The sequence below is a fragment of the Microbacterium sp. genome, from assembly GCF_048259935.1.
Classification (GTDB): Bacteria; Actinomycetota; Actinomycetes; order Actinomycetales; family Microbacteriaceae; genus Microbacterium.
On sequence record NZ_JBLXHF010000001.1, the window covers coordinates 452,612 to 476,907 of the forward strand.

The 24,296-nt window shown below is 65.6% G+C and carries 22 protein-coding genes and 1 tRNA gene; 17 read left to right on the forward strand and 6 right to left on the reverse strand.

All coding sequences use genetic code 11. From position 1 onward, the window contains the following. Positions 1-2: 2 nt before the first annotated feature. Both ACN0RC_RS02070 and ACN0RC_RS02075 read left to right on the forward strand, forming a co-directional pair. On the forward strand, positions 3-1,823 hold the full coding sequence (locus ACN0RC_RS02070) for a glycerophosphoryl diester phosphodiesterase membrane domain-containing protein (RefSeq protein WP_417508389.1): 1,821 nt from the start codon (positions 3-5) through the stop codon (positions 1,821-1,823). A 17-nt stretch (positions 1,824-1,840) separates the two neighbouring features. Then, complete coding sequence (locus ACN0RC_RS02075) at positions 1,841-2,233, forward strand: DUF1304 domain-containing protein (protein ID WP_417508390.1); 393 nt, start codon at positions 1,841-1,843, stop codon at positions 2,231-2,233. Between the two features lie 56 nt (positions 2,234-2,289). On the opposite strand, the gene thrC is transcribed toward ACN0RC_RS02075, so the two are convergent. Both thrC and ACN0RC_RS02085 read right to left on the reverse strand, forming a co-directional pair. Continuing rightward, on the reverse strand, positions 2,290-3,711 hold the full coding sequence (thrC, locus tag ACN0RC_RS02080) for a threonine synthase (RefSeq protein WP_417508391.1): 1,422 nt from the start codon (positions 3,709-3,711) through the stop codon (positions 2,290-2,292). A 207-nt stretch (positions 3,712-3,918) separates the two neighbouring features. Then, positions 3,919-4,404, reverse strand: a complete 486-nt coding sequence (locus tag ACN0RC_RS02085; protein ID WP_417508392.1) for a DUF1990 family protein — start codon at positions 4,402-4,404, stop codon at positions 3,919-3,921. Positions 4,405-4,522: 118 nt separating this feature from the next. Between ACN0RC_RS02085 and ACN0RC_RS02090 the strand changes: the two genes are divergently transcribed. The 4 genes from ACN0RC_RS02090 (at position 4,523) to ACN0RC_RS02105 (ending at position 7,772) form a co-directional block, all read left to right on the forward strand. After that, positions 4,523-4,595 (forward strand) — tRNA-Arg (locus ACN0RC_RS02090). A 176-nt stretch (positions 4,596-4,771) separates the two neighbouring features. Continuing rightward, on the forward strand, positions 4,772-5,008 hold the full coding sequence (locus tag ACN0RC_RS02095) for a heavy-metal-associated domain-containing protein (RefSeq protein ID WP_417508393.1): 237 nt from the start codon (positions 4,772-4,774) through the stop codon (positions 5,006-5,008). A gap of 50 nt (positions 5,009-5,058) precedes the next feature. Then, positions 5,059-7,065 carry a heavy metal translocating P-type ATPase gene (locus tag ACN0RC_RS02100; protein ID WP_417508394.1) on the forward strand — a complete coding sequence of 669 codons (2,007 nt, stop codon included), beginning with the start codon at positions 5,059-5,061 and terminating at the stop codon, positions 7,063-7,065. Positions 7,066-7,073: 8 nt separating this feature from the next. Beyond that, positions 7,074-7,772 (forward strand): Crp/Fnr family transcriptional regulator, encoded by a 699-nt coding sequence (locus tag ACN0RC_RS02105; RefSeq protein ID WP_417508395.1) that lies wholly within the window; start codon positions 7,074-7,076, stop codon positions 7,770-7,772. On the opposite strand, the gene ACN0RC_RS02110 is transcribed toward ACN0RC_RS02105, so the two are convergent. Beyond that, on the reverse strand, positions 7,766-8,566 hold the full coding sequence (locus ACN0RC_RS02110; protein WP_417508396.1) for an SGNH/GDSL hydrolase family protein: 801 nt from the start codon (positions 8,564-8,566) through the stop codon (positions 7,766-7,768). The genes ACN0RC_RS02105 and ACN0RC_RS02110 overlap by 7 nt on opposite strands. 59 nt (positions 8,567-8,625) lie before the next feature. Between ACN0RC_RS02110 and argS the strand changes: the two genes are divergently transcribed. Both argS and ACN0RC_RS02120 read left to right on the forward strand, forming a co-directional pair. Beyond that, positions 8,626-10,290 carry an arginine--tRNA ligase gene (gene argS, locus ACN0RC_RS02115; RefSeq protein ID WP_417508397.1) on the forward strand — a complete coding sequence of 555 codons (1,665 nt, stop codon included), beginning with the start codon at positions 8,626-8,628 and terminating at the stop codon, positions 10,288-10,290. A 23-nt stretch (positions 10,291-10,313) separates the two neighbouring features. Continuing rightward, the gene (locus tag ACN0RC_RS02120) at positions 10,314-11,063 is read left to right on the forward strand and encodes an LmeA family phospholipid-binding protein (RefSeq protein ID WP_417508398.1); all 750 of its coding nucleotides are present in this window, start codon (positions 10,314-10,316) and stop codon (positions 11,061-11,063) included. Here ACN0RC_RS02120 and ACN0RC_RS02125 read toward each other — a convergent pair. Then, positions 11,060-12,061 carry a YihY/virulence factor BrkB family protein gene (locus ACN0RC_RS02125; protein WP_417508399.1) on the reverse strand — a complete coding sequence of 334 codons (1,002 nt, stop codon included), beginning with the start codon at positions 12,059-12,061 and terminating at the stop codon, positions 11,060-11,062. The genes ACN0RC_RS02120 and ACN0RC_RS02125 overlap by 4 nt on opposite strands. Before the next feature lie 136 nt (positions 12,062-12,197). On the opposite strand from ACN0RC_RS02125, the gene lysA reads away from it, so the two are divergent. The 5 genes from lysA to prfA all read left to right on the forward strand — a co-directional run bounded on the left by lysA (position 12,198) and on the right by prfA (position 19,259). Further along, entirely contained in the window at positions 12,198-13,607 is a 1,410-nt protein-coding gene (lysA, locus tag ACN0RC_RS02130; RefSeq protein ID WP_417508400.1) for a diaminopimelate decarboxylase, read from the forward strand. Continuing rightward, on the forward strand, positions 13,604-14,926 hold the full coding sequence (locus tag ACN0RC_RS02135; protein ID WP_417508401.1) for a homoserine dehydrogenase: 1,323 nt from the start codon (positions 13,604-13,606) through the stop codon (positions 14,924-14,926). Before lysA ends, ACN0RC_RS02135 begins: the two co-directional genes overlap by 4 nt. Beyond that, entirely contained in the window at positions 14,926-15,876 is a 951-nt protein-coding gene (gene thrB / locus ACN0RC_RS02140; RefSeq protein ID WP_417508402.1) for a homoserine kinase, read from the forward strand. Before ACN0RC_RS02135 ends, thrB begins: the two co-directional genes overlap by 1 nt. Positions 15,877-16,043: 167 nt before the next feature. Beyond that, positions 16,044-18,155 (forward strand): transcription termination factor Rho, encoded by a 2,112-nt coding sequence (gene rho / locus ACN0RC_RS02145; protein ID WP_417508403.1) that lies wholly within the window; start codon positions 16,044-16,046, stop codon positions 18,153-18,155. Positions 18,156-18,179: 24 nt separating this feature from the next. Further along, a complete protein-coding gene (gene prfA / locus ACN0RC_RS02150) occupies positions 18,180-19,259 on the forward strand; it encodes a peptide chain release factor 1 (RefSeq protein ID WP_417508404.1) in 1,080 nt (359 codons plus the stop codon). 33 nt (positions 19,260-19,292) lie between these two features. Here the strand turns inward: prfA and epsC are convergent, their stop codons facing one another. Beyond that, complete coding sequence (epsC, locus tag ACN0RC_RS02155; RefSeq protein WP_417508405.1) at positions 19,293-19,865, reverse strand: serine O-acetyltransferase EpsC; 573 nt, start codon at positions 19,863-19,865, stop codon at positions 19,293-19,295. A 22-nt stretch (positions 19,866-19,887) separates the two neighbouring features. Then, positions 19,888-20,826, reverse strand: coding sequence for a cysteine synthase A (cysK, locus tag ACN0RC_RS02160; protein ID WP_417508406.1), 939 nt, complete (start codon positions 20,824-20,826; stop codon positions 19,888-19,890). 104 nt (positions 20,827-20,930) lie between these two features. Here cysK and prmC point away from each other — a divergent pair, with 104 nt between their 5' ends. The 4 genes from prmC to ACN0RC_RS02180 are packed head-to-tail and all read left to right on the forward strand — an operon-like array spanning position 20,931 to position 24,207. After that, entirely contained in the window at positions 20,931-21,791 is an 861-nt protein-coding gene (prmC, locus tag ACN0RC_RS02165; protein WP_417508407.1) for a peptide chain release factor N(5)-glutamine methyltransferase, read from the forward strand. A gap of 48 nt (positions 21,792-21,839) precedes the next feature. Continuing rightward, positions 21,840-22,553, forward strand: coding sequence for an L-threonylcarbamoyladenylate synthase (locus ACN0RC_RS02170; RefSeq protein WP_417508408.1), 714 nt, complete (start codon positions 21,840-21,842; stop codon positions 22,551-22,553). After that, on the forward strand, positions 22,550-23,725 hold the full coding sequence (locus tag ACN0RC_RS02175; RefSeq protein WP_417508409.1) for an MraY family glycosyltransferase: 1,176 nt from the start codon (positions 22,550-22,552) through the stop codon (positions 23,723-23,725). Before ACN0RC_RS02170 ends, ACN0RC_RS02175 begins: the two co-directional genes overlap by 4 nt. Then, entirely contained in the window at positions 23,722-24,207 is a 486-nt protein-coding gene (locus ACN0RC_RS02180) for a hypothetical protein (protein WP_417508410.1), read from the forward strand. Before ACN0RC_RS02175 ends, ACN0RC_RS02180 begins: the two co-directional genes overlap by 4 nt. Positions 24,208-24,296 lie beyond the last annotated feature (89 nt).

Consider the following 24,296-nt stretch of genomic DNA (forward strand, 5'->3'; position numbering starts at 1 on the left):
ACATGAGCGTTCAGGACGTGAGCGGCGTTCGCGGGGGATTCCGCCAGGAGTACACGACGCTGGTCGGCGCAGCTTGGCGGGTGATCAGGCAGGGCGGATGGCGCCTCGCGGCGGTGTATCTGGTCGGTCAGGGCATGATCGCACTGATCGCGGCCCCGCTCTTGCGCTGGCTCTTTGCCGAGGCGCTGCGTGCCGCAGGGCTCGCCGGCGTTGACACCTCCACCCTCCCGCGACTGATCACCACGCCGCTCTCGATCGGGTTGCTGATCGCGCTGGTGGCGATCGCGTTCATCGTGCTGTCATTCCAGTATCTGGTGCTGGTCGTCGCCATCAGGCGAGTGCAGGTCGGCGAGCAGCTGTTCGCGCGCGACACCCTTCGTGAGCTCGGGGTCCTGAGCAGGAAGCTGCTGCGCCCGAGTGCTCTGCCGCTGCTGCCATATCTCTTCCTGCTGCTTCCCCTCGGCGGCATCGGATTCATGTCCGTGCTGTCGCAGGCGATCACCATCCCCTCGTTCATCACCGGCGAGCTCATGAAGACCACCGGTGGGCTGATCGCCTACCTTGTGTTCCTTCTTGTGCTCGCGTTTCTCAACATCCAGCTCGCGCTCGCCGTGCCGCTGTTCGCCACGACCGGAGCGAGCGGAGGGGGCGCGCTGCGAAGCAGCTGGCGTCTCGTCCGCGGCCACCGCGTCGTGCTCGTGCTGGTGATCTTCACCGTGTTCGTCGCCGGCGCGATCGCGGGTGGCGCGCTGATCGGGATCGGGTTGGGGCCCGTCGCGCTCGCCGATGCGTTCCTGCCGGATGCTGCGCCGATCGTGGCGGCAGTGATGCTCGCTGTGGCGCAGGTGGGTGCGATGATCACGGTCGGAATCGGCGCAGTGATGATCGTCACGGTTCTCGTCGTTCTCGCCGCGCAGCCAGGCAGCACGCCGGTCACTCCCGCGGCAGAGCAGCGTCGTCGCCTCACCTGGGTGCCGGCGGTCTGCATCGCCGTGCTCGTGATCGGTCTGAGCGCGGTGAACATTCCCGTGATGAATGCGCTCTCCCGTGAGCCCAGCACTCTCGTGCTCGCGCACCGCGGAGATACTGCAGATGCGGTGGAGAACACGATCTCGTCGCTGAAGGCGGCGCGTGCCGCCGATGCCGACTTCGTCGAAATGGATGTCATGGAGACGGCGGACCGCAAGTTCGTCGTGATGCACGACGCCGAGCTCACCCGTCTCACCGGAGAAGCCGGCAACGTGGGTGATCTCACCCTCGACGAACTGGTCGCCATGACCGTGCACGATGCGCAGGGCAACAGCGATCGAATCCCCTCGCTCGAGGAATATGTGACGGTCGCGCGCGACATCGAACAACCGCTGCTCATCGAGATCAAACTGCACGGCGGGGAGAGCCCGGATCTCGTGCCGCGTCTGGTCGACGAACTCGAAGATCTGGGCGTGCTCGAGAACAACATCTACCACTCGCTCGACAAAGACAGTGTGGAAGAGCTCAAGCGACTGCGCCCGGACCTGACCGTCGGTCTCACGATGGCACTTGCGGGAGTCGGCGTTCCCGACACAGCGGCTGATTTCCTCGTCATCGAGGAGTGGTCGTTCACCGCGGAGATGAACGATGCCGCACACCAGGCCGGCCTCGGCGCGATGGTGTGGACGGTCAATGACGAGCAGCGTGTGCGTGAACTGATGCGTGATGACGCCGACGGGATCATCACCGACATCACCGCGGCTGCTGTGCGCGAACGCGAGAGCATTCAGGAGTCCACGGGGCTCTCGAGCGTGCTCTTCGACGCGCTTGCGCGTTACGTCGTGATCTTCTGACGTGCCAGACTCTGTCCATGCTCATCATCGGTCTGCTGCTCGCCGCGCTCGCGGCGGCGTTTCACGTGTTCATCTTCGTGCTGGAATCTCTGCGGTGGACGGAGCCGGCGACCCGCAAGGTCTTCGGCGTCGCGAGCGAAGCGGATGCTGAGACCACGAAGCCCCTGGCGTTCAACCAGGGTTTCTACAACCTGTTCCTCGCGATTGCGACGCTGCTCGGGATCGTCCTTGTGCTGTCGGGGCTCACGACGGTCGGCCTCACACTGGTGTTCGCCGGTACCGGGATGATGCTCGCAGCGGCCCTCGTGCTCGTGCTCTCTAACCGGAGGATGGTGCGCTCCGCGATGATGCAGGGCACTCTGCCGCTGCTCGCGATCATCGCGCTCGCGCTGTCGGTCGCTCTCAGCTGACCTGGTCGACCGGCTGCCGCAGGATCATCCGGCGAACGTCGCGGTCATGGACCGACTTAGCTCAGAGCGTGCTCGGAGATGAAGGTGCGCAGCTGCTGCTCATCATCCGGCATGTTCGTCACGCGCTGCGGCGCGTCAAGCAGCATCCGGGTGTCGGCGTCGAGCTCGACTGTTTCGCCGAGTGCTTCCTCGATGAGCTCTGCGAATTTAGCGGGTTTGGCGGTCTCGAGCACGAGCATCGGGATGCCGTCACTCATGTGCTCGCGCGCGACCTTGACGCCGTCTGCGGTGTGCGGGTCGATCGTGACGCCAGTTGTGGCGTGGACGTCGCGGATCGTGGCGAGTCGGTCCGCGTGCGTGCTGTTGCCGCTGACGATTCCGAACTCTGCAGCGAAGCGCTCGAGCTCGGCGGAGAGATCGATCTCATCGCGCTCTTCGAGCTCGTGCCACGCTGCGGCGGTCCGCTCGGGGTCGCGCCCCAGCAGATCGAAGACGAAGCGCTCGAGGTTGGACGCCCGGGAGACATCCATCGACGGGCTCGACGTCGCCAGCGTGTCGGCCGAGCTGCGCGGACGGTAGTGGCCGGTGCGGAAGAACTCGTCGAGGACGTTGTTCTCATTGGTGGCAAGGACGAGCTCGTGGATCGGGACGCCCATGGTGCGTGCGTAGTGCCCGGAGAGGATGTTGCCGAAGTTGCCAGAGGGCACTGCGAACGACACCGCGTAGGCTGCGCGGTCGCTCTCGGCAACGGCATCCGTCGTGCGCAACCATGCCCAGACGTAATAGACGATCTGCGCGGAGATGCGGCCGAAGTTGATGGAGTTGACGGCGCCGAGGCTGTGGGCGCGCTTGAAGTCCAGGTCGGTGTTCAGTCGCTTGACGAGGTTCTGGCAGTCGTCGAAGACGCCCTCGACCGCGATGTTATGCACGTTCTCGTCCTGCAGCGAGTACATCTGCGCGCGCTGGAATGCACTCATGCGGCCCTGCGGGGAGAGCATGAAGACCGAGACTCGGTCAAGGCCGCGGAGTGCGTGCTCGGCGGCGGATCCGGTGTCGCCGGAGGTAGCACCGAGCACGTTGAGGACGCGGTCGCTCTTCTCGAGCACGTATTCGAGTGCCCCGCCGAGGAACTGCATCGCCATGTCCTTGAAGGCGAGTGTCGGTCCTTCGGAGAGGCCGACGAGGGTCATGCCGTCGACGGCCGTCAGTGGAACGATCTCTTCCGCGGCGAACTTGCCGTCGCCGTATGCGCCCTCGGTGAGGCGTGCGAGGTCGGCACGAGGGATGTCGGTGGCGAACAGTCCGATGATCTCGGCGGCGAGCTGCGGGTACGTCAGCACGCGCATGCGCTCGAGGTCATCCGGGGAGAGCTGGGGGAGAGTCTCGGGAACGGCGAGTCCGCCGTTGGGTGCGAGACCTTCGAGAAGGACATCGCTGAACTGTCCGAGCGTGCCGCCGCGTGTGGAGATGTACTGCAAGTCTCGAACCTCGTTCGTGCTCGGGGGTGGATGCCGGGTCTTCGCTTCCATCGTAGAGCGTGGCGCGCCCGTGTGACGCGCGGTGGCGCGTCGCGGGCCACGTCCCCCACGTCCCACGCGCTGCCCACCTCGTCTGGGTCGCAAAAACTGTCGCTTTCGCGGGGCTATACCGACGCAATGTGCGACCCAGACGAGGGGTACGGGCGTTCATTCGCGGGGCAACCGCAGCGCCCGCAGATATCTGCGACGGGCGATCAGCTGCGCGACCCTCAGCAGCGGATACATCATGCGCCACGGCTGCTGCGGCGCGGGGCGGGTGAGCGAGCGGACCGTCAGACGCACCTCATCGCCGCTTCTGTGCACGACGAACGCCTCCTCACCGCTGACCGGGTGGCCGGGGAGCGTTCGATAGGAAAAGCCGACGCGATCGGGCTCCTCAACGACGCTCACGACTTCCACGGGCTCGATGATCTTGAACCAGAGCACATGTGCGGCGATCTGGACGCGATCGCCCGCGGCGACGGGGCCTTGATCATCGACGGTGAAGCCACTCGCAGTCTTGACCCGCCAGCGGAGTACGTCGTAACTGGCGCGCTCCCACATCTCCTCGCTGCGGCCGAGCACTGCCGAAACTTCAGAGCGGCGATGGGTGTGATCGGTCGGCGGCCAGTCGTGCAGCTCGGGCGAGGTCATGTGTTCATCTTCGGGGATCAGCGCACGAAGCCGGCCTGCAGGCGGCCGCCTGCCGCGAGAAGCCGAGGCGAGCACGATGTCTGATCAGCATCCGGTCAGTGATATTGTCGATCGGTACGCCTCCGTAGCTCAGTGGATAGAGCGCCGGTTTCCGGTACCGTAGGTCGCAGGTTCAACTCCTGTCGGGGGCACACACGAGAGATCTCTCCGACGTCCATATCCCCGCCCAGATCAGGGCGGGGATTCGTCGCTTCCGCCTCTCTTGACCCGGGTCAAGGACAACTTCTCAACGCATCGGTACCGTCGATATCGGACGACAGGAAAATACCTGGTCCGACAGAGAACTCACCGTCAGAAAGAGGTTGTCATGAACACCATGCCACAGGCCACCCACACGCTTCTTCGTGCGGAAGGCTTCTCCTGCCCCTCCTGCGTGGCGAAGATCGAGAAGCAGGTCGGTCGGATGGACGGCGTCCAAGACGTGAAGGTGCACTTCGCCTCCGGACGCGTCGAGATCGACCACGACGCCGCGAAGGCCTCGGTGGACGACCTCATCGCCGCCGTCGACAAGGCCGGCTACAAGTCGACCGCGTCGGCCTTCTGACGCACGGCACCAGCAACACATACAGCGAGATAGAAAGAAAGGCGGCGGTCGTGAACGCGCTTCGTGCCTGGCGGCACAGCAACTGGTTCATCCCGGTGGTCTCCGGAATCCTGATCCTGCTCTCGTTCGGGGCGGAGAAGCTCGCGGGCGGCGGGGCGAACCTCGCACTGACCCCGCGGTGGTGGGTGCACGCGGGGGAGCACGCGCACGGTTCAGGCGACGTGTTCACTCTCGCGAACGCATTGATGATCGCCGCGGCGGTCGTTGCGGGTTACGGAATCCTCCTCAAGGCGCTGCGCGCGCTGCGCGTGAAGTTCATCAGCATCGATCTACTGGTGTCGATCGCCGCAATCGGCGCGATCGTCATCGGCAACTTCTGGGAAGCCGCCGCCGTCACCTTCCTCTTCTCGGTCGGACACGCGCTCGAAGCCGGCACGATGAACAAGACCCGTGCGGCACTTGCAGCACTCGTGGCCGTCGCCCCTGACCGCGCCGTGGTGCTGCGCGACGGAGATCAGGTCGAGATCCCCGCCGCCCAAGTGCGGATGGGGGAGACTGTGCTCGTCAAGAACGGGACGAAGGTCCCCGTCGATGGAGAGGTGATCTCCGGCACGGGTGCGATCGATGAGGCATCGATCACCGGTGAATCGATGCCCGTCGAGAAGACGACCGCCGATCAGGTCTATGCGGGCACAGTGTCGTGCGGGGGATTCCTGCAGGTGCGCGCGACCGGAATCGGCGCGGACACGACCCTGGCGCGCATCATCCATCGCGTGGAAGAGGCACAGGACGCGAAAGCGAAGACGCAGGCGTTCATTGACCGTTTCTCAACCTGGTACACGCCCGCCGTGATGGTGCTCGCCCTCGCCGCCGGACTCATCACCGGTGACGTCGTGCTGGCGCTCACGCTGCTGGTCATCGGATGCCCCGGTGCGCTGGTGATTTCGATCCCCGTCGCGATCGTCGCAGGCATCGGACGATCGGCGCGCAATGGAATCCTCATCAAGGGCGGGGAGTACCTGGAGACCTCTGCGAAGATCTCGGCCGTTGCCCTCGACAAGACCGGCACCCTCACCGAAGGCCGCCCGCAGCTCACCGACATCGTGGTGCTCGATCCCGCGCTGACACGCGCCGACGTGCTTCAGTGGGCGGCAGCCGCAGAGGCGGGCTCAGAGCATCCGCTCGCACGCCCGATGCTCGATACGGCGCGTGCCGAAGGAGTCGCCCCGACCGGCATCCCCGGGTCTGTCACTCCGGTCATCGGCAAGGGGATCGTCTCCGACGTCGACGGCAGACAAGTGCTGATCGGCAACGCCGCGCTGCTCGCCGAGTACGGCATCATCGATGTCGCGCGCTCCGAGGCGGCTGCCGATGAGCTGGCGGCAGCGGGCAGGACGCCGATGATCGTCGCCCTCGATGACGCTGTTATCGGTGTGCTCGCGGTCGCTGACGCGATCCGCGCGGACGCATCCGAGATGGTCAGGCGCCTGCACGCCAGCGGTGTGAAGAAGGTCGTCATGCTCACCGGCGACACTCGGCTCGTGGCGGATGCTGTCGCGCAGGCGACCGGCATCGACGAAGTTCACTCCGCACTGCTGCCAGAAGACAAACTGGATGCCGTCGCGAAGCTGCAGCGAGAGGGACACACGGTGGCGATGGTCGGCGATGGCGTCAATGACGCACCGGCTCTCGCTACGGCCGATATCGGCGTCGCCATGGGTGCTGCCGGATCCGCGGTGGCGGTGGAGACCGCCGACATCGCCCTCATGGGCGACAACCTACTGAAGCTCCCCGAGGCGATTCAGCTGGCCAGGCGCACAGTGAACGTGATGAGGCAGAACATCGCCATCGCTCTGATCACCGTCGTGCTGCTACTCATCGGCGTCTTCACCGGTGGTGTGACCATGGCACTCGGGATGCTCGTGCACGAGGGCTCCGTGCTCGTCGTCATCCTCAACGCGATGCGGCTGCTCCGCAATGCTCAGGGAGCTGCGGCGATGCCCAAGAGTGAGCGATCCATTGCCATACTGAGTGACGATCGAGTGGAGCAGCGATAGGAGTGCCGATGTCGGAGGCCGCAGAGGACCTGTGCGTGAGTCGAGTGCCGCTGTTCCAAGGGCTGACCTACGAGCAGCAGCTGGAGGTCGCCGGCGTCGCGCGCCCGACACACGTCGATCGTGCAGAGCAGGTGTATTCCGCAGGCGGCGACGTCTCGCAGCTGACGGTCGTGCACACCGGACGCGTCAAGATCTCCCGCACGAGCACTGAAGGGCACGAGCAGATCATCCGCGTCCTCGGGCCAGGCGACTTCATCGGCGAGTCGGCTTTTCTCACCGGCATCCGCCCGGATCATTCCGCCAGCGCGCTGGAAGACGCGCAGCTGTGCGTGTTCGACCATGCTGATCTCGAACGACTCGTCGAGAAGCACGCGAGCATCGGCCTGCGAATGCTGCAAGGCGTGAGCAGGCGACTGGGCGAGGCCGAGGCGCGTCTGGCCGCGGTGATCTCGGGAGATGTGAGCTCGCGGGTGGCGAACTATCTGCTCACCCTTCCCGCTCACCACGGTGCGGGCAACAGAATGGAAGTCGTGCTGCCGCTGGCGAAGAAGGACATCGCCTCGCTGCTCGACACCACGCCGGAGTCGCTCAGCCGTCAGCTGCGGGCACTCAGCGACGCGGCGGTGATCGCGCAGGCAGCGCGGGGTCGCATCACCATCCTGGATGCGGATGCGCTCAGCGCGCTGGTAGCAGATTCCGCTCAGTGAGCGGTTTCAGGCTCCGCGCCGCCGGCTTCGGTGACAGGGGCTGCTTCCATCTCGGCAATCGCTGAGGCGACCTTCTCGGCCAGGTAGCGATGGCCCTCAGTCGACGGATGCTTGTTTCCGAGGTCGACGTCGATCACGTCGAGGTAGTTCAGCTCGGTGATCCAGCTCTGCTGAATCGGGGAGATGTACCACCAGCCGCGTGCACTCGCGAGTGCGGCGAGATCCTCATCGATTCGCGCGGTTCCCGCGCCGACTGGAAGCTCATGGGGCGCGGGACCGAGGACGACGATCGATGCCTCCGGGTAGGTCGCGGCCAGAGCATCCCATGCGGCATTCACCGCCTCGCGATATCCCGCAGCGCCTTCGCGGCGGTCGTTGATGGAGCCCTGGATGATCACGAGATCGGGTGCGAGAGATGCGTCGAGCGCTGTGATGCGCTCGCCGACGTCGGGGCCATCGATGCCGGGCTTGAGATACCCGCTGCCGCGGACACCATCGACGATGGTCTGACCGTTCAGCAGGTCGGCGAGCACATAGGCGTACCCGAGCGTCGGGTCGCTTGCGGCTGCCCCGTAAGTCCACGAGTCTCCGAACACGAGAACCTGCGGGTGCTCCGGTAGCACGATCGGTGTCGGAGCCACGGTGACGACCTTGCTGGATGCAAGAATCGGAGCGTCGACGGTCGGGGGTACCCATGGACGCCACACGCCCAGAACCGCCGCGGAGACGGCCGCGGCCAGCACCGCCGTCAGCACCATCGCGCGACCGTGCCGCCGCGTCATTCCCCAAGCCATGGGATGAGGGTAGGCGATCGGAAGGCAGTCACCAACTCGCGCCCTAGAATTGAGGGGATATGAATCCCGATACTCTCGCCGAAGCCATCCTCGCCGTCGTCACACCGATCGCCGCGTCTCTGCGACCGGACGAGGTGCTCGACCTCGACATCACTGATGTTGTGCTGGAGCGCCCCCGTAACCGCGACCACGGAGACTGGGCATCGAACATCGCGATGCGCCTCGCGAAGAAGCTGGGCACCAACCCGCGCGAGCTCGCACAGCAGATCGCCGATGAAGTGGCCGAAGCCGAAGGCGTAGCCAGCGCAGAGGTCGCGGGCCCTGGCTTCATCAACTTCCGTCTCGACGCCGCAGCGGCAGGCGTGCTCGCCAAGACGATCGTCGACGCCGGCGACGCATACGGCACCAACGACTCGCAGGCCGGCGTCAGCGTGAACGTCGAGTTCGTCTCTGCGAACCCCACAGGTCCTCTTCACATCGCTCACACGCGTTGGGCAGCCCTCGGCGATTCGATCGTGCGCCTGCTGCTCGCCAGCGGTGCGCACGCCGTCCGTGAGTACTACATCAACGACGCCGGCTCCCAGATGCAGCGCTTTGCAGCATCCGTTCTCGCGGCCGCAAAGGGCGAGCCGACCCCGGAGGGCGGCTACCCCGGGGAGTACATCACCACCCTCTCGTCGCGCGTGCTCGACGCTCGCCCTGACCTGCTCGAGCTGCCTGAAGCCGAGCAGATGCAGGTCGCAGAGGACCTCGCCTACGAGTATCAACTCGCCGAGATCAAGAGTTCCCTGGCGCGATTCAACGTGCCGTTCGATGCCTGGTTCTCGGAGCGCACGCTGCACGCCGAGAACGCCGACGGCGTCAGCCTCATCGACCAGGCGGTCGACCGTCTCCGCGAGCAAGGACACGTCTTCGACGAAGAGGGCGCCGTGTGGGTGCGCACGACCGATTTCGGCGATGACAAAGATCGCGTCATCCGCCGCTCCAACGGCGAATACACCTACTTCGCCGCCGACGCCGCGTACTACCTGAACAAGGGCGACCGCGGTTTCCAGAACAAGATCTACCTGCTCGGCGCTGACCACCACGGGTACGTTCACCGGCTGAAGGCCGTAGCCGGCGCGGCGGGCGAAGACCCGGAGAAGAACGTCCAGGTGCTCATCGGGCAGATGGTGTCGATCAATGGCGCGCGTCTGTCCAAGCGCGCGGGGAACATCATCGAGATGGATGACCTTCTCGAGTGGCTCGGCACAGACGCGCTGCGGTACTCACTCGAGCGCTCACCCGCCGACTCGCCGCTCGACCTCGACCCCGAGCTGCTGCAGAAGCGCACCAACGACAATCCGGTCTTCTACGTGCAGTACGCGCATGCCCGCACGCACAATGTGGGACGCAATGCCGCAGATTCCGGTGTGGACCGCTCGGAGTTCGCTCCTGAGACCCTCACGCACGAGACCGAGTCGGCGCTGCTCGGAGCCCTTCAGGAGTTCCCGCGCATCGTCGCCTTCGCAGCCTCCGTGCGCGAACCGCACCGGATCGCGCGCTACCTCGAAGAGCTCGCGGGGCTCTACCACCGCTGGTACGACAACTGCCGTGTGACGCCGCTGGGCGATGCCCCGATCGAGAGTGTCCACCGCACGCGCCTGTGGCTGAACGACGCCACCGGCCAGGTGCTGCGCAACGGTCTCGACCTGCTCGGAGTGTCCGCTCCCGAGCGGATGTAGTCGTACGCATGAACGGGGAGTCCATGAACCAGAAGCGCCGTGTGCGCTGGCCGTGGGTTCTCCTGGTGATCATCCTGATTCTTGCGGCCCTCGCAGTGGCTGCAGAGCTGGTCACTCGTGCAGTGCTGCCCGGTATCGCTCGAGGCATCGTCATCGAACAGCTCGCGCTGCCTGCTGACCAGCAGCTCGACGTCGAGGCATCCGGAGTCCTGCTGCCGCAGGTGATCGGCGGTCGCCTGGATGAGCTGCATCTCTCGACTGATTCGGTCACGATCGGCGGCATTACTGGCTCAGCGGATGTCACCGCCATCGGAGTCCCGCTGCGCGGCGGCGACCTCACGGATGCGTCAGGCACAGTGCGTATCGACCAAGAGCAGTTCACTCATCTGATTGCCGCATCCGATCTGCTGATCGATGAGATCCGCTTCTCGGAACCCGACGTCACCGCCTCTGGCAGCTTCTCGGTCTTCGGGGTGCCGGTGCCGATCTCGGCGACAGTGACACCAGCAGCGGATGACGGTGAGCTCCTGCTCACCCCGGTGGGGGCGCAGATCGGCGGTGTGACGCTGAACGCCGCCGAGATCGCCGACCGCTTCGGTACGGCTGCTGCGTGGATCACTGAACCGCAGCGCATCTGCATCGCCGATCAGCTGCCAGCCGGTCTCACGATGACGGGGCTCGAGATCGACGGAGCAGAAGCCGTGATCGACATCGATGTGGATGGCGCGATCGTCACCGACCCCGCGCTCCAGCAGAACGGCGTCTGCAGCTAGCGCGATGTGCGCTCGGCGGCCTCGGCCTTCTCCGCGGCGCGCAACGCCCTCGTCGCGATCACGACGTCCTCCTGAGCGCGTTGCACCCGTCGCTGCGCGAACGTGCGCACACTCTCGGTCGATGAGATCCGATCGTGCGCTTCCTGGGCGCCAGTGGTGATGTAGGCGCAGGCGATGAGGATGACCTGCGATGACAGGTTCATCCAGATCAGCAGCGCCAGCAGCGAGGCGAACGATGCCAGCAGTGGATTGGAACGGGCGCCTCCCACGAACAGGGTCGACAGCTCTTGGAGGACGAGCAGGCCCGCCCCGCCGAGCAGCACGCCAGGCCAGACCGCCCGTGCAGGTGCGCGCACTCCGGACAGCAATCGGTAGATGCCGAAGATCAGCAGCATGTCCAGTGCGAACACGACCAACAGCGAGATGATGCGCAGTGCCCAGCGCGAACCGACCGATTCAGCTGGCAGGCCGAGAAGATCGCTGAGGAACTCGAGTCCGATGCCGGCGACGAAGGTCACCGCGGCTGCGGCGACGAAAGCGAGGGCGATTCCGATCGCGAGCAGAATATTGCGCAGAAGCACCCAGACGAACAGTACGTCTTCGAGCATCGTGCCAGCGATGCTGCGCACCGCGATGCGCAATGATCCGATCGCGCCGAGCGCGGCACCTATCAGCGCGACCAGCGAGATAATGCCCGTGATGGAGAGCCCGACGGGGGCATCGAACTCTGTGGGATCCTTCACGACGCCGTTCGGTCCGATGAGGCCGGGGACAGCCGCGTCGATCGCCTTGAGGATCGCCTGCCACGCTTGCGGATTGCCCGCCAGCCAGATCGAGGCGATCGAGAATCCGAGCAGGAGGCCGGAGAACACGCTGAACAGTGCGCGGTACGTGACGCTGTCTGCGAGCATCGGACCTCGTCGTTCGGAGTAGAGCAGATACGCGCGCACCGCTTTCAACTTCAGCACCCAGGCGATCACAGACTTCACGATCTTCATGCCCTCACCGTAATGAATGGTGATGTTCGCGCGGGAAGGGCTTGCCGAATATGGGCCATCTGTGCGGGTGCCATAGAATCGGGGCAGTCTCGCTCGGCCCGTTTCTGCCGAGGTTTCCCTCCACGATTGGTGCTGTGTGCTTTCACCTGCAGATTCCCTCGCTCCGGACTGGCTGGCCATTCCCGACGATGCGAACACGCTGGCTTCTGGAGTATGGCCCGCGTCCGCGCAGCGCGATGCTGACGGGGAGATCGTTCTCGGCGGGATGCCGGTGAGCGAGATCGTGCGCACGCACGGCACTCCGGTGCTCGTGCTCGATGAGAACGAGGTGCGTGGGCGCGCCAGAGCCTTCCACGACGCTTTTGCCGCTGCCGCAGCGCAGCATTCGACGAGTGCCAGGGTCTACTACGCGGGCAAGGCCTTCCTTTCCACGACGATCGCGCGCTGGGTGACCGAAGAGGGCCTGAACGTCGACGTGTGCACCGGTGGTGAGCTCGAAGTCGCACTCGCAGCGGGAGTCGATCCTGCACGCCTGGGCTTTCACGGCAACAACAAGTCGGTGAGCGAGATCGAGCGGGCGGTATCGGCCGGCATCGGCACGATCATCGTCGACAGCAGGATCGAGATCGAGCGCATCGCCGTCGCGGCCGAGCGGGCAGGCACCGTCCAGCGGGTTCTCGTGCGGGTGAACAGCGGCGTGCACGCCGAGACGCACGACTTCCTCGCGACAGCGCATGAAGACCAGAAGTTCGGTATGCCCTTCGCGGATGCCGAGACCGCAGTGGCGCGAATCCGCGAACTCGCGTCGCTCGAGTTCGCAGGCCTGCACTGCCACATCGGTTCCCAGATCTTCGGCGTCGCTGGTTTCCGCGAGTCGGCCTCACGCGTGCTCGCACTGCACGAGAAGCTCCTTGCGGGCGGAGACATCCCGATCCTCAACCTCGGCGGCGGATTCGGTATCGCGTACACGAGCGTCGACGATCCGACGCCGATCGCGCAGCTCGCTGCCGAGATCGTCGATGCGGTCGCGGCAGGATGCGCTGAGCGCGGCATCCCGCTGCCGATCCTCGCCTTCGAACCGGGCCGTGCGATCGTCGGCACCGCCGGCGTCACTCTGTACGAAGTGGGCACGACGAAGCCCGTCACGCTCGAGTCCGGCGCGAGCCGGCTGTACGTGAGCGTCGACGGCGGAATGAGCGACAACGCCAGGCCGGCCCTCTACGGCGCCCAATTCTCGGCTCGCATCGCTTCTCGCACGAGCGATGCGGCTCCCGCATTGGCCCGTGTGGTCGGCAAGCACTGCGAATCCGGCGACATCGTCGTCGACCACGAATACCTCCCTGGAGACGTTGCCCCCGGCGACCTGCTGGCTGTGCCGGCGACTGGCGCGTACTGCGCGTCGCTCTCCAGCAACTACAATCACGTCCCCCGTCCCGCCGTTGTCGCAGTTGCAGACGGCTCATCCCGCGTCATTGTGCGCGGTGAGACCATCGATGACCTGTTGTCACGGGACGTCGGAATCAGCATGAATGAAGGAGCACGATGACTCAGCCCCAATCGAGCGATCAGTACCGCCGTCTCAGGGTCGCACTTCTCGGCGCGGGAGCCGTGGGCTCGCAGGTCGCCGATCTGCTGCTGCGCCACGGCGACGAGCTGGCCGATCGTGCTGGTGCGTCTCTCGAGCTCGCCGGTATCGCGGTGCGCGATGTGGATGCTCCGCGTGATGTGGATCTCCCGAAGGAGCTGTTCACCACCGACGCGGAAACGCTCATTCTCGGCAGTGACATCGTCATTGAGCTGATCGGTGGAATCGAGCCGGCCCGCACCAACCTGCTGCTGGCGCTGAACTCCGGTGCAGACGTCGTCACCGCCAACAAGGCGCTGCTCGCAACGCACGGCACGGAGCTGTTCGAAGCAGCCGATCAGGTCGGTGCATCCGTCTACTACGAGGCGGCGGCGGCCGGGGCCATCCCGATCATCCGTCCGCTGCGCGACTCGCTCGCCGGCGACCGCATCGTGCGCATCATGGGTATCGTCAACGGCACGACGAACTACATCCTCGACCGGATGGACTCCGAGGGCGCCGACTTCGCCGACGTGCTCGCCGACGCGCAGCGTCTGGGATACGCCGAGGCAGATCCCACCGCCGACGTCGAGGGCTTCGACGCAGCGCAGAAGGCCGCGATCCTCGCGTCTCTCGCCTTCCACACCACTGTGCCGCTCGACGCCGTGTACCGCGAAGGTATTACCGAGATCACCCCGTCGATGATCGAAGAGGCCCGCGCAGCCGGATTCGTCATCAAGCTGCTCGCAGTGTGCGAGCGCGTCGACGTCGACGGCACCGAGTCGATCTCGGTCAGGGTCTACCCGGCTCTCGTCGCCCGCACCCACCCGCTCACGTCCGTGCACGGGGCGAACAACGCTGTCTTCGTCGAGGCCGAGGCCGCCGGATCGCTGATGTTCTACGGGGCAGGCGCCGGCGGAGTGCAGACGGCTTCCGCCGTGCTCGGCGACGTCGTCTCCGCAGCACGCAGGCACATCGCCGGGGGAGTCGGAGTGGGCGAATCCACCCGCGCGAACCTTCCGACAGTGCCGATCGGCCACGTCGTCACGCGCTACCAGATCACTCTTGAAGTCAACGACCAGCCCGGCGTGCTCGCCACCGTCGCGGGAATCCTCTCCGACGGAGGCGTGTCGGTCGCGACGGTCGTCCAGACCGCCGGTGAAGAGGCGGATGCTACGGCACGACTCATCATCGGCACGCACAGGGCAGCGGAGCAGGCTCTGAGCGACACGGTGGACGAGCTCGCGGCAAGCGCTGTCGTGGATCGCGTCGTGTCCGTGCTGCGCGTGGAAGGCGAGTGATGGCCGCTGAACCTCAGGAGGCGGTCGAAGGACGAACCGTCCAGGTGCAGGTGCCGGCCACCAGCGCCAACCTGGGACCGGGCTTCGACACACTCGGACTCGCGCTGAGCGTGTACGACGAGCTGACCATTACCGCGCTCGGCAAAGACCGTCTCGAGATCGAGGTCACGGGCTCTGGAGCATCCGAGATCGCGCGCGACGAGTCGAACCTCATCGTCCGTTCGATCGAGCACGTCTACAAGGATGCCGGACGCGAGATGCCGGGCCTGCGGATCGTCGCGCACAACGGCGTCCCCCATGGCCGTGGGCTCGGCTCCTCCGGCGCCGCTGTCACAGCGGGCGTCCTGGCGGCCAAGGGTCTGCTAGCCGGGGAGGTGGAGTTCTCCGATGCTGACCTGCTCCGCCTCGCCACAGAGCTGGAGGGACATCCTGACAACGTCGCGCCAGCGCTCTTCGGCGGTCTGACGATCGCCTGGACCGGTGAGAACGGCCCGCAGCACAAGAAGCTTCTCGTCCATCGCGGCGTCGCGCCTCTCGTGCTCGTGCCGGAGCGGATGATGTCGACGTCGCTCGCACGGTCACTCCAGCCGCCACAGGTGTCTCGTGAGGATGCGGTCTTCAACGTCTCGCGCACCGCGCTGCTGATCGCGGCTCTCATGCAGAGCCCTGAGTTGCTCCTCGACGCGACAGCCGACCGACTGCATCAGGATTACCGCGCAGAAGCCATGCCGGAGACGCACAAGCTGGTCACCGCTCTTCGTGCTGCCGGGTTCGCCGCCGTTGTCTCAGGTGCAGGCCCGAGCGTCCTCGTCCTCGCTGATGGTCCAGGTCGCCGTCAGGACGCCGTTGAAGTCGCCGATTCCGTAACGGACACCCCGTGGGAGGCCCTCATGCTGGCCGTCGACGTGCGTGGTGGTACAGTTAGGGAACGAGCGGAGGGCTCCACGTAATTTCGTGAATCTGGCCCCCATCGCAAATCTGCGAGACCCGCACGCAACCCCCAGAACTGCTTTTCCGGTCCTGGCTGGCGGACGCCGAGCGTCTTCCCGTGCGATCGCGCGCAGCACCCGTTGTGCGCGAGACATGCTCATTTCCCACGACATATGAGGGAGTACTCGTGGAGAATTTCTCCGAGACCCAGAATGATCAGGCAGCATCCGCCGTTCAGGCACCTGCCGTAGAAACCGCCGCTGAGGCAACCGCAGCGCCGCGCAAGCGCGCACCGCGTCGCGCGACGACGGCAACGGCAGCCGCGAAGGCAGAGCAGGCCGCGAAGACGGCTGCCGAGTCCGCACGTGCGGCAGAGGCCGCGCCCGCTGAGGCCGCGCCTGCTTCTGACGCTGCACCTGCCGCCGAGGCTGCGCCCAAGGCGAAGGCCCCGCGCCGCAGCCGTGCGAAAAAGGCTGACGCCGAACCTGCTTCGGCCGAATCCGACAGCGCACCGGCCGCCGCGGCTGACGCGCCCGCGGCTGACGCACCCTCAGCCACGGCTGAGGCACCCGCTGAAGCAGCACCGAAGACCACTGGTCGGGGCCGCCGCACCAAGAAGGTCGAGCAGGCAGATGCCGATTCGACCGGCGAAACGGCCGACAAGACCGCGGGTGAGAAGCCGGCGGACGAGAAGGCTTCTTCCGGAGACGCCGATGTGCAGAGCGACTCCGACGCAAAGAACGAGGCGTCGACCGAGAAGAGCCCGCGCGCCCGCAAGGGTTCCAAGCCTCAGTCAGGCAAGGGCGACAACGCCGACAAGGGCGAGTCCGACAAGGGCGAGTCCGACAAGAGCGAGTCCGACAAGGGCGACAAGTCGTCCTCTGACGTGAACGCGAACGACACCGCCGGTGACAACAGCGATGGCGACGAGACTTCCGGTCGCGGCCGCAACCGCAGCCGCAGCCGCAACCGTGGCCGCAGTCAGAACGGCAACGGCCAGAACGGCAACGACTCGCAGCAGAACAGTGCATCCGAGGATGACGGCAACGGCCGCGGACGCCAGCGCAACAAGCGCCGCAGCGGCACCACGTCCGATGAGTTCGAGACCGAGATCGGTGAGGACGACGTCCTGATCCCGATCGCGGGCGTCCTCGACGTCCTCGACAACTACGCCTTCGTGCGCACCACCGGCTACCTCGCCGGCGCCAGCGATGTCTATGTCTCGCTCGGCCAGGTCAAGAAGTACAACCTGCGCAAGGGCGATGCGATCGTCGGCGCTATCAAGCAGCCTCGTGAGGGCGAGCAGCAGGGGCGACAGAAGTACAACGCCCTGGTGAAGGTCGACTCGGTCAACGGTCTCTCCGTCGACGACGCGGCCACGCGTGTCGAGTTCGGCAAGCTGACGCCGCTGTACCCCCAGGAGCGTCTGCGCCTGGAGACCGCTCCCGAGAAGCTCACCCAGCGCATCATCGACCTGGTCGCACCGATCGGAAAGGGCCAGCGCGGCCTCATCGTCGCCCCTCCGAAGGCCGGTAAGACGATCGTGCTGCAGCAGATCGCAAACGCCATCGCACAGAACAATCCTGAGGTCCACCTCATGGTCGTCCTCGTCGACGAGCGCCCTGAAGAGGTCACCGACATGGAGCGCACGGTGAAGGGCGAGGTCATCGCCTCGACCTTCGATCGTCCCGCCGAAGACCACGTCACCGTCGCCGAGCTCGCGATCGAACGTGCCAAGCGCCTCGTCGAGCTGGGCCGCGACGTCGTCGTGCTGCTCGACTCGATCACTCGCCTCGGTCGCGCGTACAACATCGCCACGCCCACCTCGGGCCGTGTGCTCTCCGGTGGTGTCGATGCGGCAGCACTCTACCCGCCGAAGCGCTTCTTCGGCGCCGCCCGCAACATCGAGAACGGCGGATCGCTCACGATCCTCGCCACCGCTCTCGTCGAGACCGGCTCCAAGATGGACGAGGTCATTTTCGAGGAGTTCAAGGGCACCGGAAACAGCGAGCTTCGCCTGTCGCGCTCGCTCGCTGACAAGCGCATCTTCCCGGCCGTTGACGTGAACGCCTCGTCCACACGCCGCGAAGAGATGCTGCTGTCGGCCGATGAGGTCAAGATCACCTGGAAGCTGCGTCGTGCCCTGGCGGGCCTCGACCAGCAGCAGGCTCTCGAGGTCGTGCTCGGCAAGCTGAAAGAGACGCAGTCGAACGTCGAGTTCCTCGTGCAGATGCAGAAGTCGATGCCCGCTCCCGCGGCCGGTGGCTCCAGCCACAGCCACGAGAACAGCATTCGCTGATCTGACGCGGATCGGAGCAGAGGCGTGTTGGATTCCGTTCAGGCGCTGATCGACGAACACCGCCGGGTGCAGGAGGAACTCTCCGACCCGGCGGTGCACGCCGACGCCGCACGTGCGAAGCGCGTGAACCGACGCTACGCCGAGCTCAGCCGGATCGTCGCAGCCTACGATGCGTGGGCCGGGGCAACAGACGACCTCGCCGCAGCGCGCGAACTGGCCAAGGAAGATGACGCCTTCGCCGAGGAAGTCCCCGCCCTCGAAGAGGGTGCGTCCCAGGCCCAGGAGCGTCTGCGCCGCCTGCTCATCCCTCGTGACCCTGACGATGCCCGTGACGTGATCATGGAGATCAAAGCAGGAGAGGGCGGTGCGGAGTCCGCGCTGTTCGCCGCCGATCTGCTGCGGATGTACATCCAGTACGCCGCCCACAGGGGGTGGAAGACCGAGCTCCTCGAGCGCAACGAGTCCGACCTCGGCGGCTACAAAGACGTCCAGATCGCGATCAAGGGTTCATCCTCCGACCCTGCCCAGGGCGTATGGGCGCATCTCAAGTACGAGGGCGGGGTGCACCGGGTGCAGCGTGTTCCCGCGACCGAGTCGCAGGGCCGCATTCACACGTCCACCACCGGCGTGCTCGTCTTCCCCGAAGTCGACGAGCCAGAAGAACTGCACATCGATCCGAACGATCTGAAGATCGATGTCTACCGCTCTTCCGGCCCAGGCGGTCAGTCCGTGAACACGACCGACTCCGCGGTGCGCATCACGCACGTACCCACCGGGATCGTCGTCTCGATGCAGAACGAGAAATCCCAGCTGCAGAACCGCGAGGCCGGAATGCGTGTTCTGCGAGCCCGACTGCTGGCAAAACAGCAGGAAGAGCTGGATGCCGCGGCATCCGACGCTCGCAAGTCGCAGATCCGCGGCATGGACCGTTCAGAGCGGATCCGCACCTACAACTTCCCGGAGAACCGGATCGCCGACCACCGCACCGGATTCAAGGCGTACAACCTCGATCAGGTGATGGACGGCGCACTCGACCCGATCATTGAGAGCGCGATCACCGCCGACGAAGAGGCGCGCCTGGCCGCGGTCGGTCAGGACTCCTGAGACCGAGGCTTCTCAGACCGGCGGAGAGCGGACTCAGATCGAATAGTCCGAAGCGAGCCGCAGGTCGCTGAAGTCGTCGTGCGGGCGGCGCGTGCGCGCGTGCGCGGGGACCCCGGTGAGAGTACTGTTCTCCGGTGCGTCCTTCGTGACGACGGCTCCGGCGCCGACCACGGCATTGCGGCCCACGGTGATGGGGCCAAGGATCTTGGCCCCCGCGCCGACGATGACGCCGTCGGCGAGCGTGGGATGCCGCTTCCCGCTGTCATTGCGCGTGCGCCCGCCGAGCGTGACGCCGTGGTAGAGCATCACGTCGTTGCCGATCTCGGCGGTTTCGCCGATCACGATGCCAGAGCCGTGGTCGATGAAGAACCGCCGCCCGATCTGCGCACCGGGGTGGATCTCGATGCCAGTGATCGCGCGGGCGATCTGGGAGTTCGCCCGCGCGAGGAACCGCAGACCGCGTCGCCACAGCGCGTGTGAGACACGATGTGCCCAGAGTGCGTGCAGCCCCGGGTACAGCAGTGCGACCTCGATGCTGCTTCTGGCGGCAGGATCTCGAAGGCGCGCGGCCGCGATGTCCTCGCGTACGCGAGCGAACATACCCATCTTTTCGTCGCTCTCTGCGGGCTCAGCTCTCTCGCAGGTCTTCGAACAGCGCGGTGGAGATGTAACGCTCACCGGTGTCGGGCATCACAGCAACAATGATCTTTCCTGCGTTCTCGGGGCGGGCAGCCACCTGCAGTGCGGCGGAGAGCGCCGCACCCGAAGACATGCCGACCAGCAGGCCCTCCTTGGCAGCGAGCTCGCGCGCCAGGCGCAGCGATTCGTCGAACTCGACGGCGATCACTTCATCGAGGATCTCGCGGTCGAGAACATCGGGAACGAAGTTCGGGCCGATGCCCTGGATCTTGTGCGGGCCAGGGTGCCCCTCGGTCAGCACGGGGGAGTCCTTGGGCTCAACGGCGATGACCTTCACTTCGGGCTTCGCAGCCTTGAGTGCCTGTCCGGTTCCGGTGACGGTGCCGCCGGTGCCGATGCCGGCAACGAGGATGTCGACTTTTCCATCGGTATCGCGCAGGATCTCCTGAGCCGTGGTCTCACGGTGGATGCGCGGGTTCGCGGGGTTCTCGAACTGGCGGATCCAGACAGCGCCAGGAGTCTCCGCGACGATCTTCTTGGTCTCTTCGATGGCACCGCTCATTCCCTTGGTCGGGTCGGTGAGCACGATCTCGGCGCCGAACGCCTTCAGCAGCACGCGTCGTTCCTTCGACATCGAAGCCGGCATCGTGAGGATGACCTTGTAGCCGCGAGCAGCTCCTACCATCGCGAGGGCGATGCCCGTATTGCCGCTGGTGGATTCGACGATCGTTCCACCGGGCTTGAGCTCGCCGGACTCCTCTGCGGCATTCACCATCGCGATGCCGATGCGGTCCTTCACGCTGGAGGCGGGGTTGTAGTACTCGAGCTTCGCGAGAACGGTTGCGCCGACGCCCTCGGTGACGCGGTTCAGCCGCACCAGCGGCGTGTTGCCGAATGCGGTCGTGATGTCGTTGTGGATGCCGGGCATGGCTGGCCTTTCGTTCGCGTAACGTGCCGTTCCAGCCTATTCGAGAGGATGCTCTCTCGGGTCATTGTGACGCGGAACAATGCGCACGCACGTACGCTGAGGGGATGTCTGAATCCACCCTCGCTGCCTCTGTTCGAGCCGCCGCAGAGCGGCTCGCCGCCGCGGGCATCTTCGATCCGCTTGTGGATGCTGAACTGCTCGCAGGACACGTGCAGGGCCGCGGACGCGGCGAAGTGCAGGCTGCGATCGTGCGAGGCGATGCCATCAGCGAGGCAGACGCTGGGGCTCTCGATGCTCTGATCACACGACGAGCGGCTCGTGAGCCGCTGCAACATCTCACGGGAACGGCGCCGTTCCGCCACCTCGAACTGGCAGTCGGACCCGGAGTCTTCGTGCCGCGGCCCGAGACCGAGACAGTGGCGCAGTTCGCGATCGACGCGCTTCTCATGGACGCGGACCCCGCTCCCATCGGCGTCGACCTGTGCACGGGCAGCGGAGCGATCGCGCTCGCGATGGCCACTGAGGTGCCCCACGCGCGAATTCACGCGGTAGAGCTGTCTGCGCAGGCACATGCCTGGGCCGCGCGGAACACGGCGGATGCGGAGAACCTCTCACTCGTTCTCGGCGATCTCGCCGACACACTCGACGAGCTCGACGGCACAGCATCCGTCGTGATCTCGAATCCGCCATATGTGCCGGACGACGCGATCCCCAGGGACCCGGAGGTCCGGCTGCACGATCCGGCGATGGCACTGTACGGCGGACCGGACGGGCTCGACATCATCCGCATCCTCAGCACGCGGGCTTTGCGGCTTCTGCGTTCAGGCGGGTTGCTGATCATCGAACATGGGGAACTGCAGGGCGCACAGATCCGTGCTCTGCTGGAAGCCGATGGCTGGCGGGCGCCGACGACCCACCCCGACCTCACGCACCGCGACCGTGCGACCACGGCGCTCAAGCCCTGAGGGCGCTCTGGCTTCTCGCGGATGTCGTGCACGTAGAATGTGAAGGTCATGACCCCTCTCTTCGACTGCCGCGATGAGGCCCAGCTGCTCGCCGGAATGCGGCACGCCCGCCAGGCGATCGCGCGCGGTGAACTCATCGTGCTGCCCACCGACACCGTTTACGGCGTCGCCGCAGACGCATTCACACCCTCGGCGGTGCAGCGGTTGCTCGATGCGAAAGGACGCGGGCGCAATCAGCCACCACCCGTGCTCGTTGCGAGCCAGGCGGCACTGACCGCGCTCGTCGAAGAGGTTCCCGAACCCGTTCAGCGCCTGGTCGATGAGTTCTGGCCGGGAGGCCTGACGATCATCCTGCCCGCTCAGCCCTCGCTCTCATGGGACCTCGGTGACACCCTCGGCACGGTCGCAGTGCGGATGCCGGACCAGCGCGTGGCCCGCGAACTGCTCGAAGAGACCGGACCCCTTGCCGTCTCCAGTGCCAACCTCACCGGCAAAGCGGCGGCGACCTCGGCGCAGATCGCCCAGGAGATGCTGGGCGACAGCGTCTCGGTGTATCTCGATGGCGGGTTCAGTGACACAGGCATCGCCTCGACCATCATCGATGCCACATCGCTCGTGCGCCGCGGTGCTGACGATGCTTCTGAACAGCGCGTACGGGTGCTGCGAGAGGGGGCGGTGACCCGCGCGCAGCTGCAGAGCGTTCTGGGCGATCTGCTGGAGCCAGAGGAATCGCCGGAGGGCGCGGCGGACGGCGCGGCGTGAAGCAGTACCTCTTCACGATCATCTTCACGGCGACGATCACGTTCGTCTGTTCGTGGGCGGTCTGGCAGCTCAGTCTGCGGTTCAAGCTCTATCCCGGTATCCGGGAGCGCGACGTTCACACCACTCCGACACCGCGTCTCGGGGGAGTGGCGATGTTCCTCGGCATCGCCGCCGCCATCGGCGTGTCCGCAGCGAACCCCTTCTTCAGCATCATGTGGATTCCTCCGCAGACGATGTGGGCGGTGCTCGGCGCCGCTCTGATGATCGCCGTCATCGGCGTCATCGACGATCTTCTCGACCTCGATTGGATGATCAAGCTCGGTGCACAGTTCCTCGCCGCTGGAATCATCACCGTCGTCGGCGGATTGCAGATCCTCGCCCTTCCGCTCGGCGACATGATCATCTTCTCGAGCTGGCTGAGCATCGCGGTCACCATGTTCGCGATCGTCATCGTCATGAACGCGGTGAACTTCATCGACGGTCTGGACGGGCTGGTCGCCGGAGTGTGCTTGATCGCCAACGGAGTCTTCTTCGCCTACTCCTACATCCTCACGCGTGACACCGGAGCGAGCAGCTACTTCAACCTCGCTTCCTTCCTCGCCGCTGTCGCGATCGGCGCCTGCCTGGGCTTCCTCCCGTTGAACTGGAGTCCTGCCAAGCTCTTCATGGGTGACTCCGGCGCGCTGGTGATGGGGCTGCTGATGGCGACCTCGGCGATCGCGCTCACCGGCCAGATGTCGTCGGCTGCGATGGACCCGGAAGAATTCGGGCGTTCTCAGCTGCTCGGTGCATTCATCCCGATCCTGCTTCCGCTCGTCGTGGTGATGCTGCCGCTGCTCGATTTCGGGCTCGCGGTTTTCCGTCGCATGAGGGCTGGTCGCTCTCCCTTCGCGCCTGACCGCAAACATCTGCATCACCGCATGCTGGATCTCGGTCATCGTGACCGCGACGCCGTGCTGATCTTCTACGCGTGGACGGCGATCATCTCTCTCGCCGTGCTGCTGATGTACGTCGGCTCGCGTGAGGACTGGCCAGGGCAGTATCTGCCCGGTGTGGCCTTCGGCATCATCGGCGCCGCCGCCTGCCTTGTCGTGACACTTCTGCCCACCAGACGCGCCCCGAGCGCGCCCACCCAGCCCACCGAACCGGCCCCACCCTTGGAGACCCGATGAGCGACATCCCCGAACCTGTAGCCGCACCGTCCATCAACCCTGTGCTGCGGACGGTACTCGCCTGGACGGGGATCGCCGCTGTCCTCCTGATCATCCTCGGAGGAGGGATCGGGTACCTCGTAGCTGGGGTGAATGGACTCTGGAGCGGCCTCGCGGGCGTCGGTCTCGCCGTGATCTTCCTGGCGCTCACGCCGATCAGCGTGCTGATCGCGAACCGCTGGTACGGGCGCGAGATGTTCGCGACGGTCTTCTTCGGGATCGTGATGGGCGGTTGGCTGCTCAAACTCGTCATCTTCATCGTCGCGATCGTGATTCTGCGTGGTCAGGACTGGATCGTGCCTCCCGTGATCTTCCTGTCGCTCGTCGCCGGCATCGTGGTGAGCCTGGTGATCGATGCGGTGGCCTTCAGCAAGCTGCGCGTGCCGCATGTCTCGGACGTCGTGCTGCCCACGAGAAACCCCGAGGAAGAGAACGATTCGTGAGCCTGAAAAAATCTTGATAGTCTGATTCCGGATTCGCTGAACGGTCTCTTGCGTCGTGCGAAAAGATCTGATTCAGCTTGAAATCCGTC

What these genes read in the sequence shown, in the direction of transcription:
- epsC (WP_417508405.1), bottom strand. Translation starts at nt 19,865, where the DNA reads ATGGGTATGTTCGCTCGCGTACGCGAGGACATCGCGGCCGCGCGCCTT.
- ACN0RC_RS02070 (WP_417508389.1), top strand. Translation starts at nt 3, where the DNA reads ATGAGCGTTCAGGACGTGAGCGGCGTTCGCGGGGGATTCCGCCAGGAG.
- ACN0RC_RS02075 (WP_417508390.1), top strand. Translation starts at nt 1,841, where the DNA reads ATGCTCATCATCGGTCTGCTGCTCGCCGCGCTCGCGGCGGCGTTTCAC.
- argS (WP_417508397.1), top strand. Translation starts at nt 8,626, where the DNA reads ATGAATCCCGATACTCTCGCCGAAGCCATCCTCGCCGTCGTCACACCG.
- cysK (WP_417508406.1), bottom strand. Translation starts at nt 20,826, where the DNA reads ATGCCCGGCATCCACAACGACATCACGACCGCATTCGGCAACACGCCG.
- prmC (WP_417508407.1), top strand. Translation starts at nt 20,931, where the DNA reads ATGTCTGAATCCACCCTCGCTGCCTCTGTTCGAGCCGCCGCAGAGCGG.
- ACN0RC_RS02120 (WP_417508398.1), top strand. Translation starts at nt 10,314, where the DNA reads ATGAACCAGAAGCGCCGTGTGCGCTGGCCGTGGGTTCTCCTGGTGATC.
- ACN0RC_RS02095 (WP_417508393.1), top strand. Translation starts at nt 4,772, where the DNA reads ATGAACACCATGCCACAGGCCACCCACACGCTTCTTCGTGCGGAAGGC.
- ACN0RC_RS02180 (WP_417508410.1), top strand. Translation starts at nt 23,722, where the DNA reads ATGAGCGACATCCCCGAACCTGTAGCCGCACCGTCCATCAACCCTGTG.
- ACN0RC_RS02125 (WP_417508399.1), bottom strand. Translation starts at nt 12,061, where the DNA reads ATGAAGATCGTGAAGTCTGTGATCGCCTGGGTGCTGAAGTTGAAAGCG.
- ACN0RC_RS02085 (WP_417508392.1), bottom strand. Translation starts at nt 4,404, where the DNA reads ATGACCTCGCCCGAGCTGCACGACTGGCCGCCGACCGATCACACCCAT.
- ACN0RC_RS02110 (WP_417508396.1), bottom strand. Translation starts at nt 8,566, where the DNA reads ATGGCTTGGGGAATGACGCGGCGGCACGGTCGCGCGATGGTGCTGACG.
- ACN0RC_RS02170 (WP_417508408.1), top strand. Translation starts at nt 21,840, where the DNA reads ATGACCCCTCTCTTCGACTGCCGCGATGAGGCCCAGCTGCTCGCCGGA.
- ACN0RC_RS02105 (WP_417508395.1), top strand. Translation starts at nt 7,074, where the DNA reads ATGTCGGAGGCCGCAGAGGACCTGTGCGTGAGTCGAGTGCCGCTGTTC.
- ACN0RC_RS02135 (WP_417508401.1), top strand. Translation starts at nt 13,604, where the DNA reads ATGACTCAGCCCCAATCGAGCGATCAGTACCGCCGTCTCAGGGTCGCA.
- thrB (WP_417508402.1), top strand. Translation starts at nt 14,926, where the DNA reads ATGGCCGCTGAACCTCAGGAGGCGGTCGAAGGACGAACCGTCCAGGTG.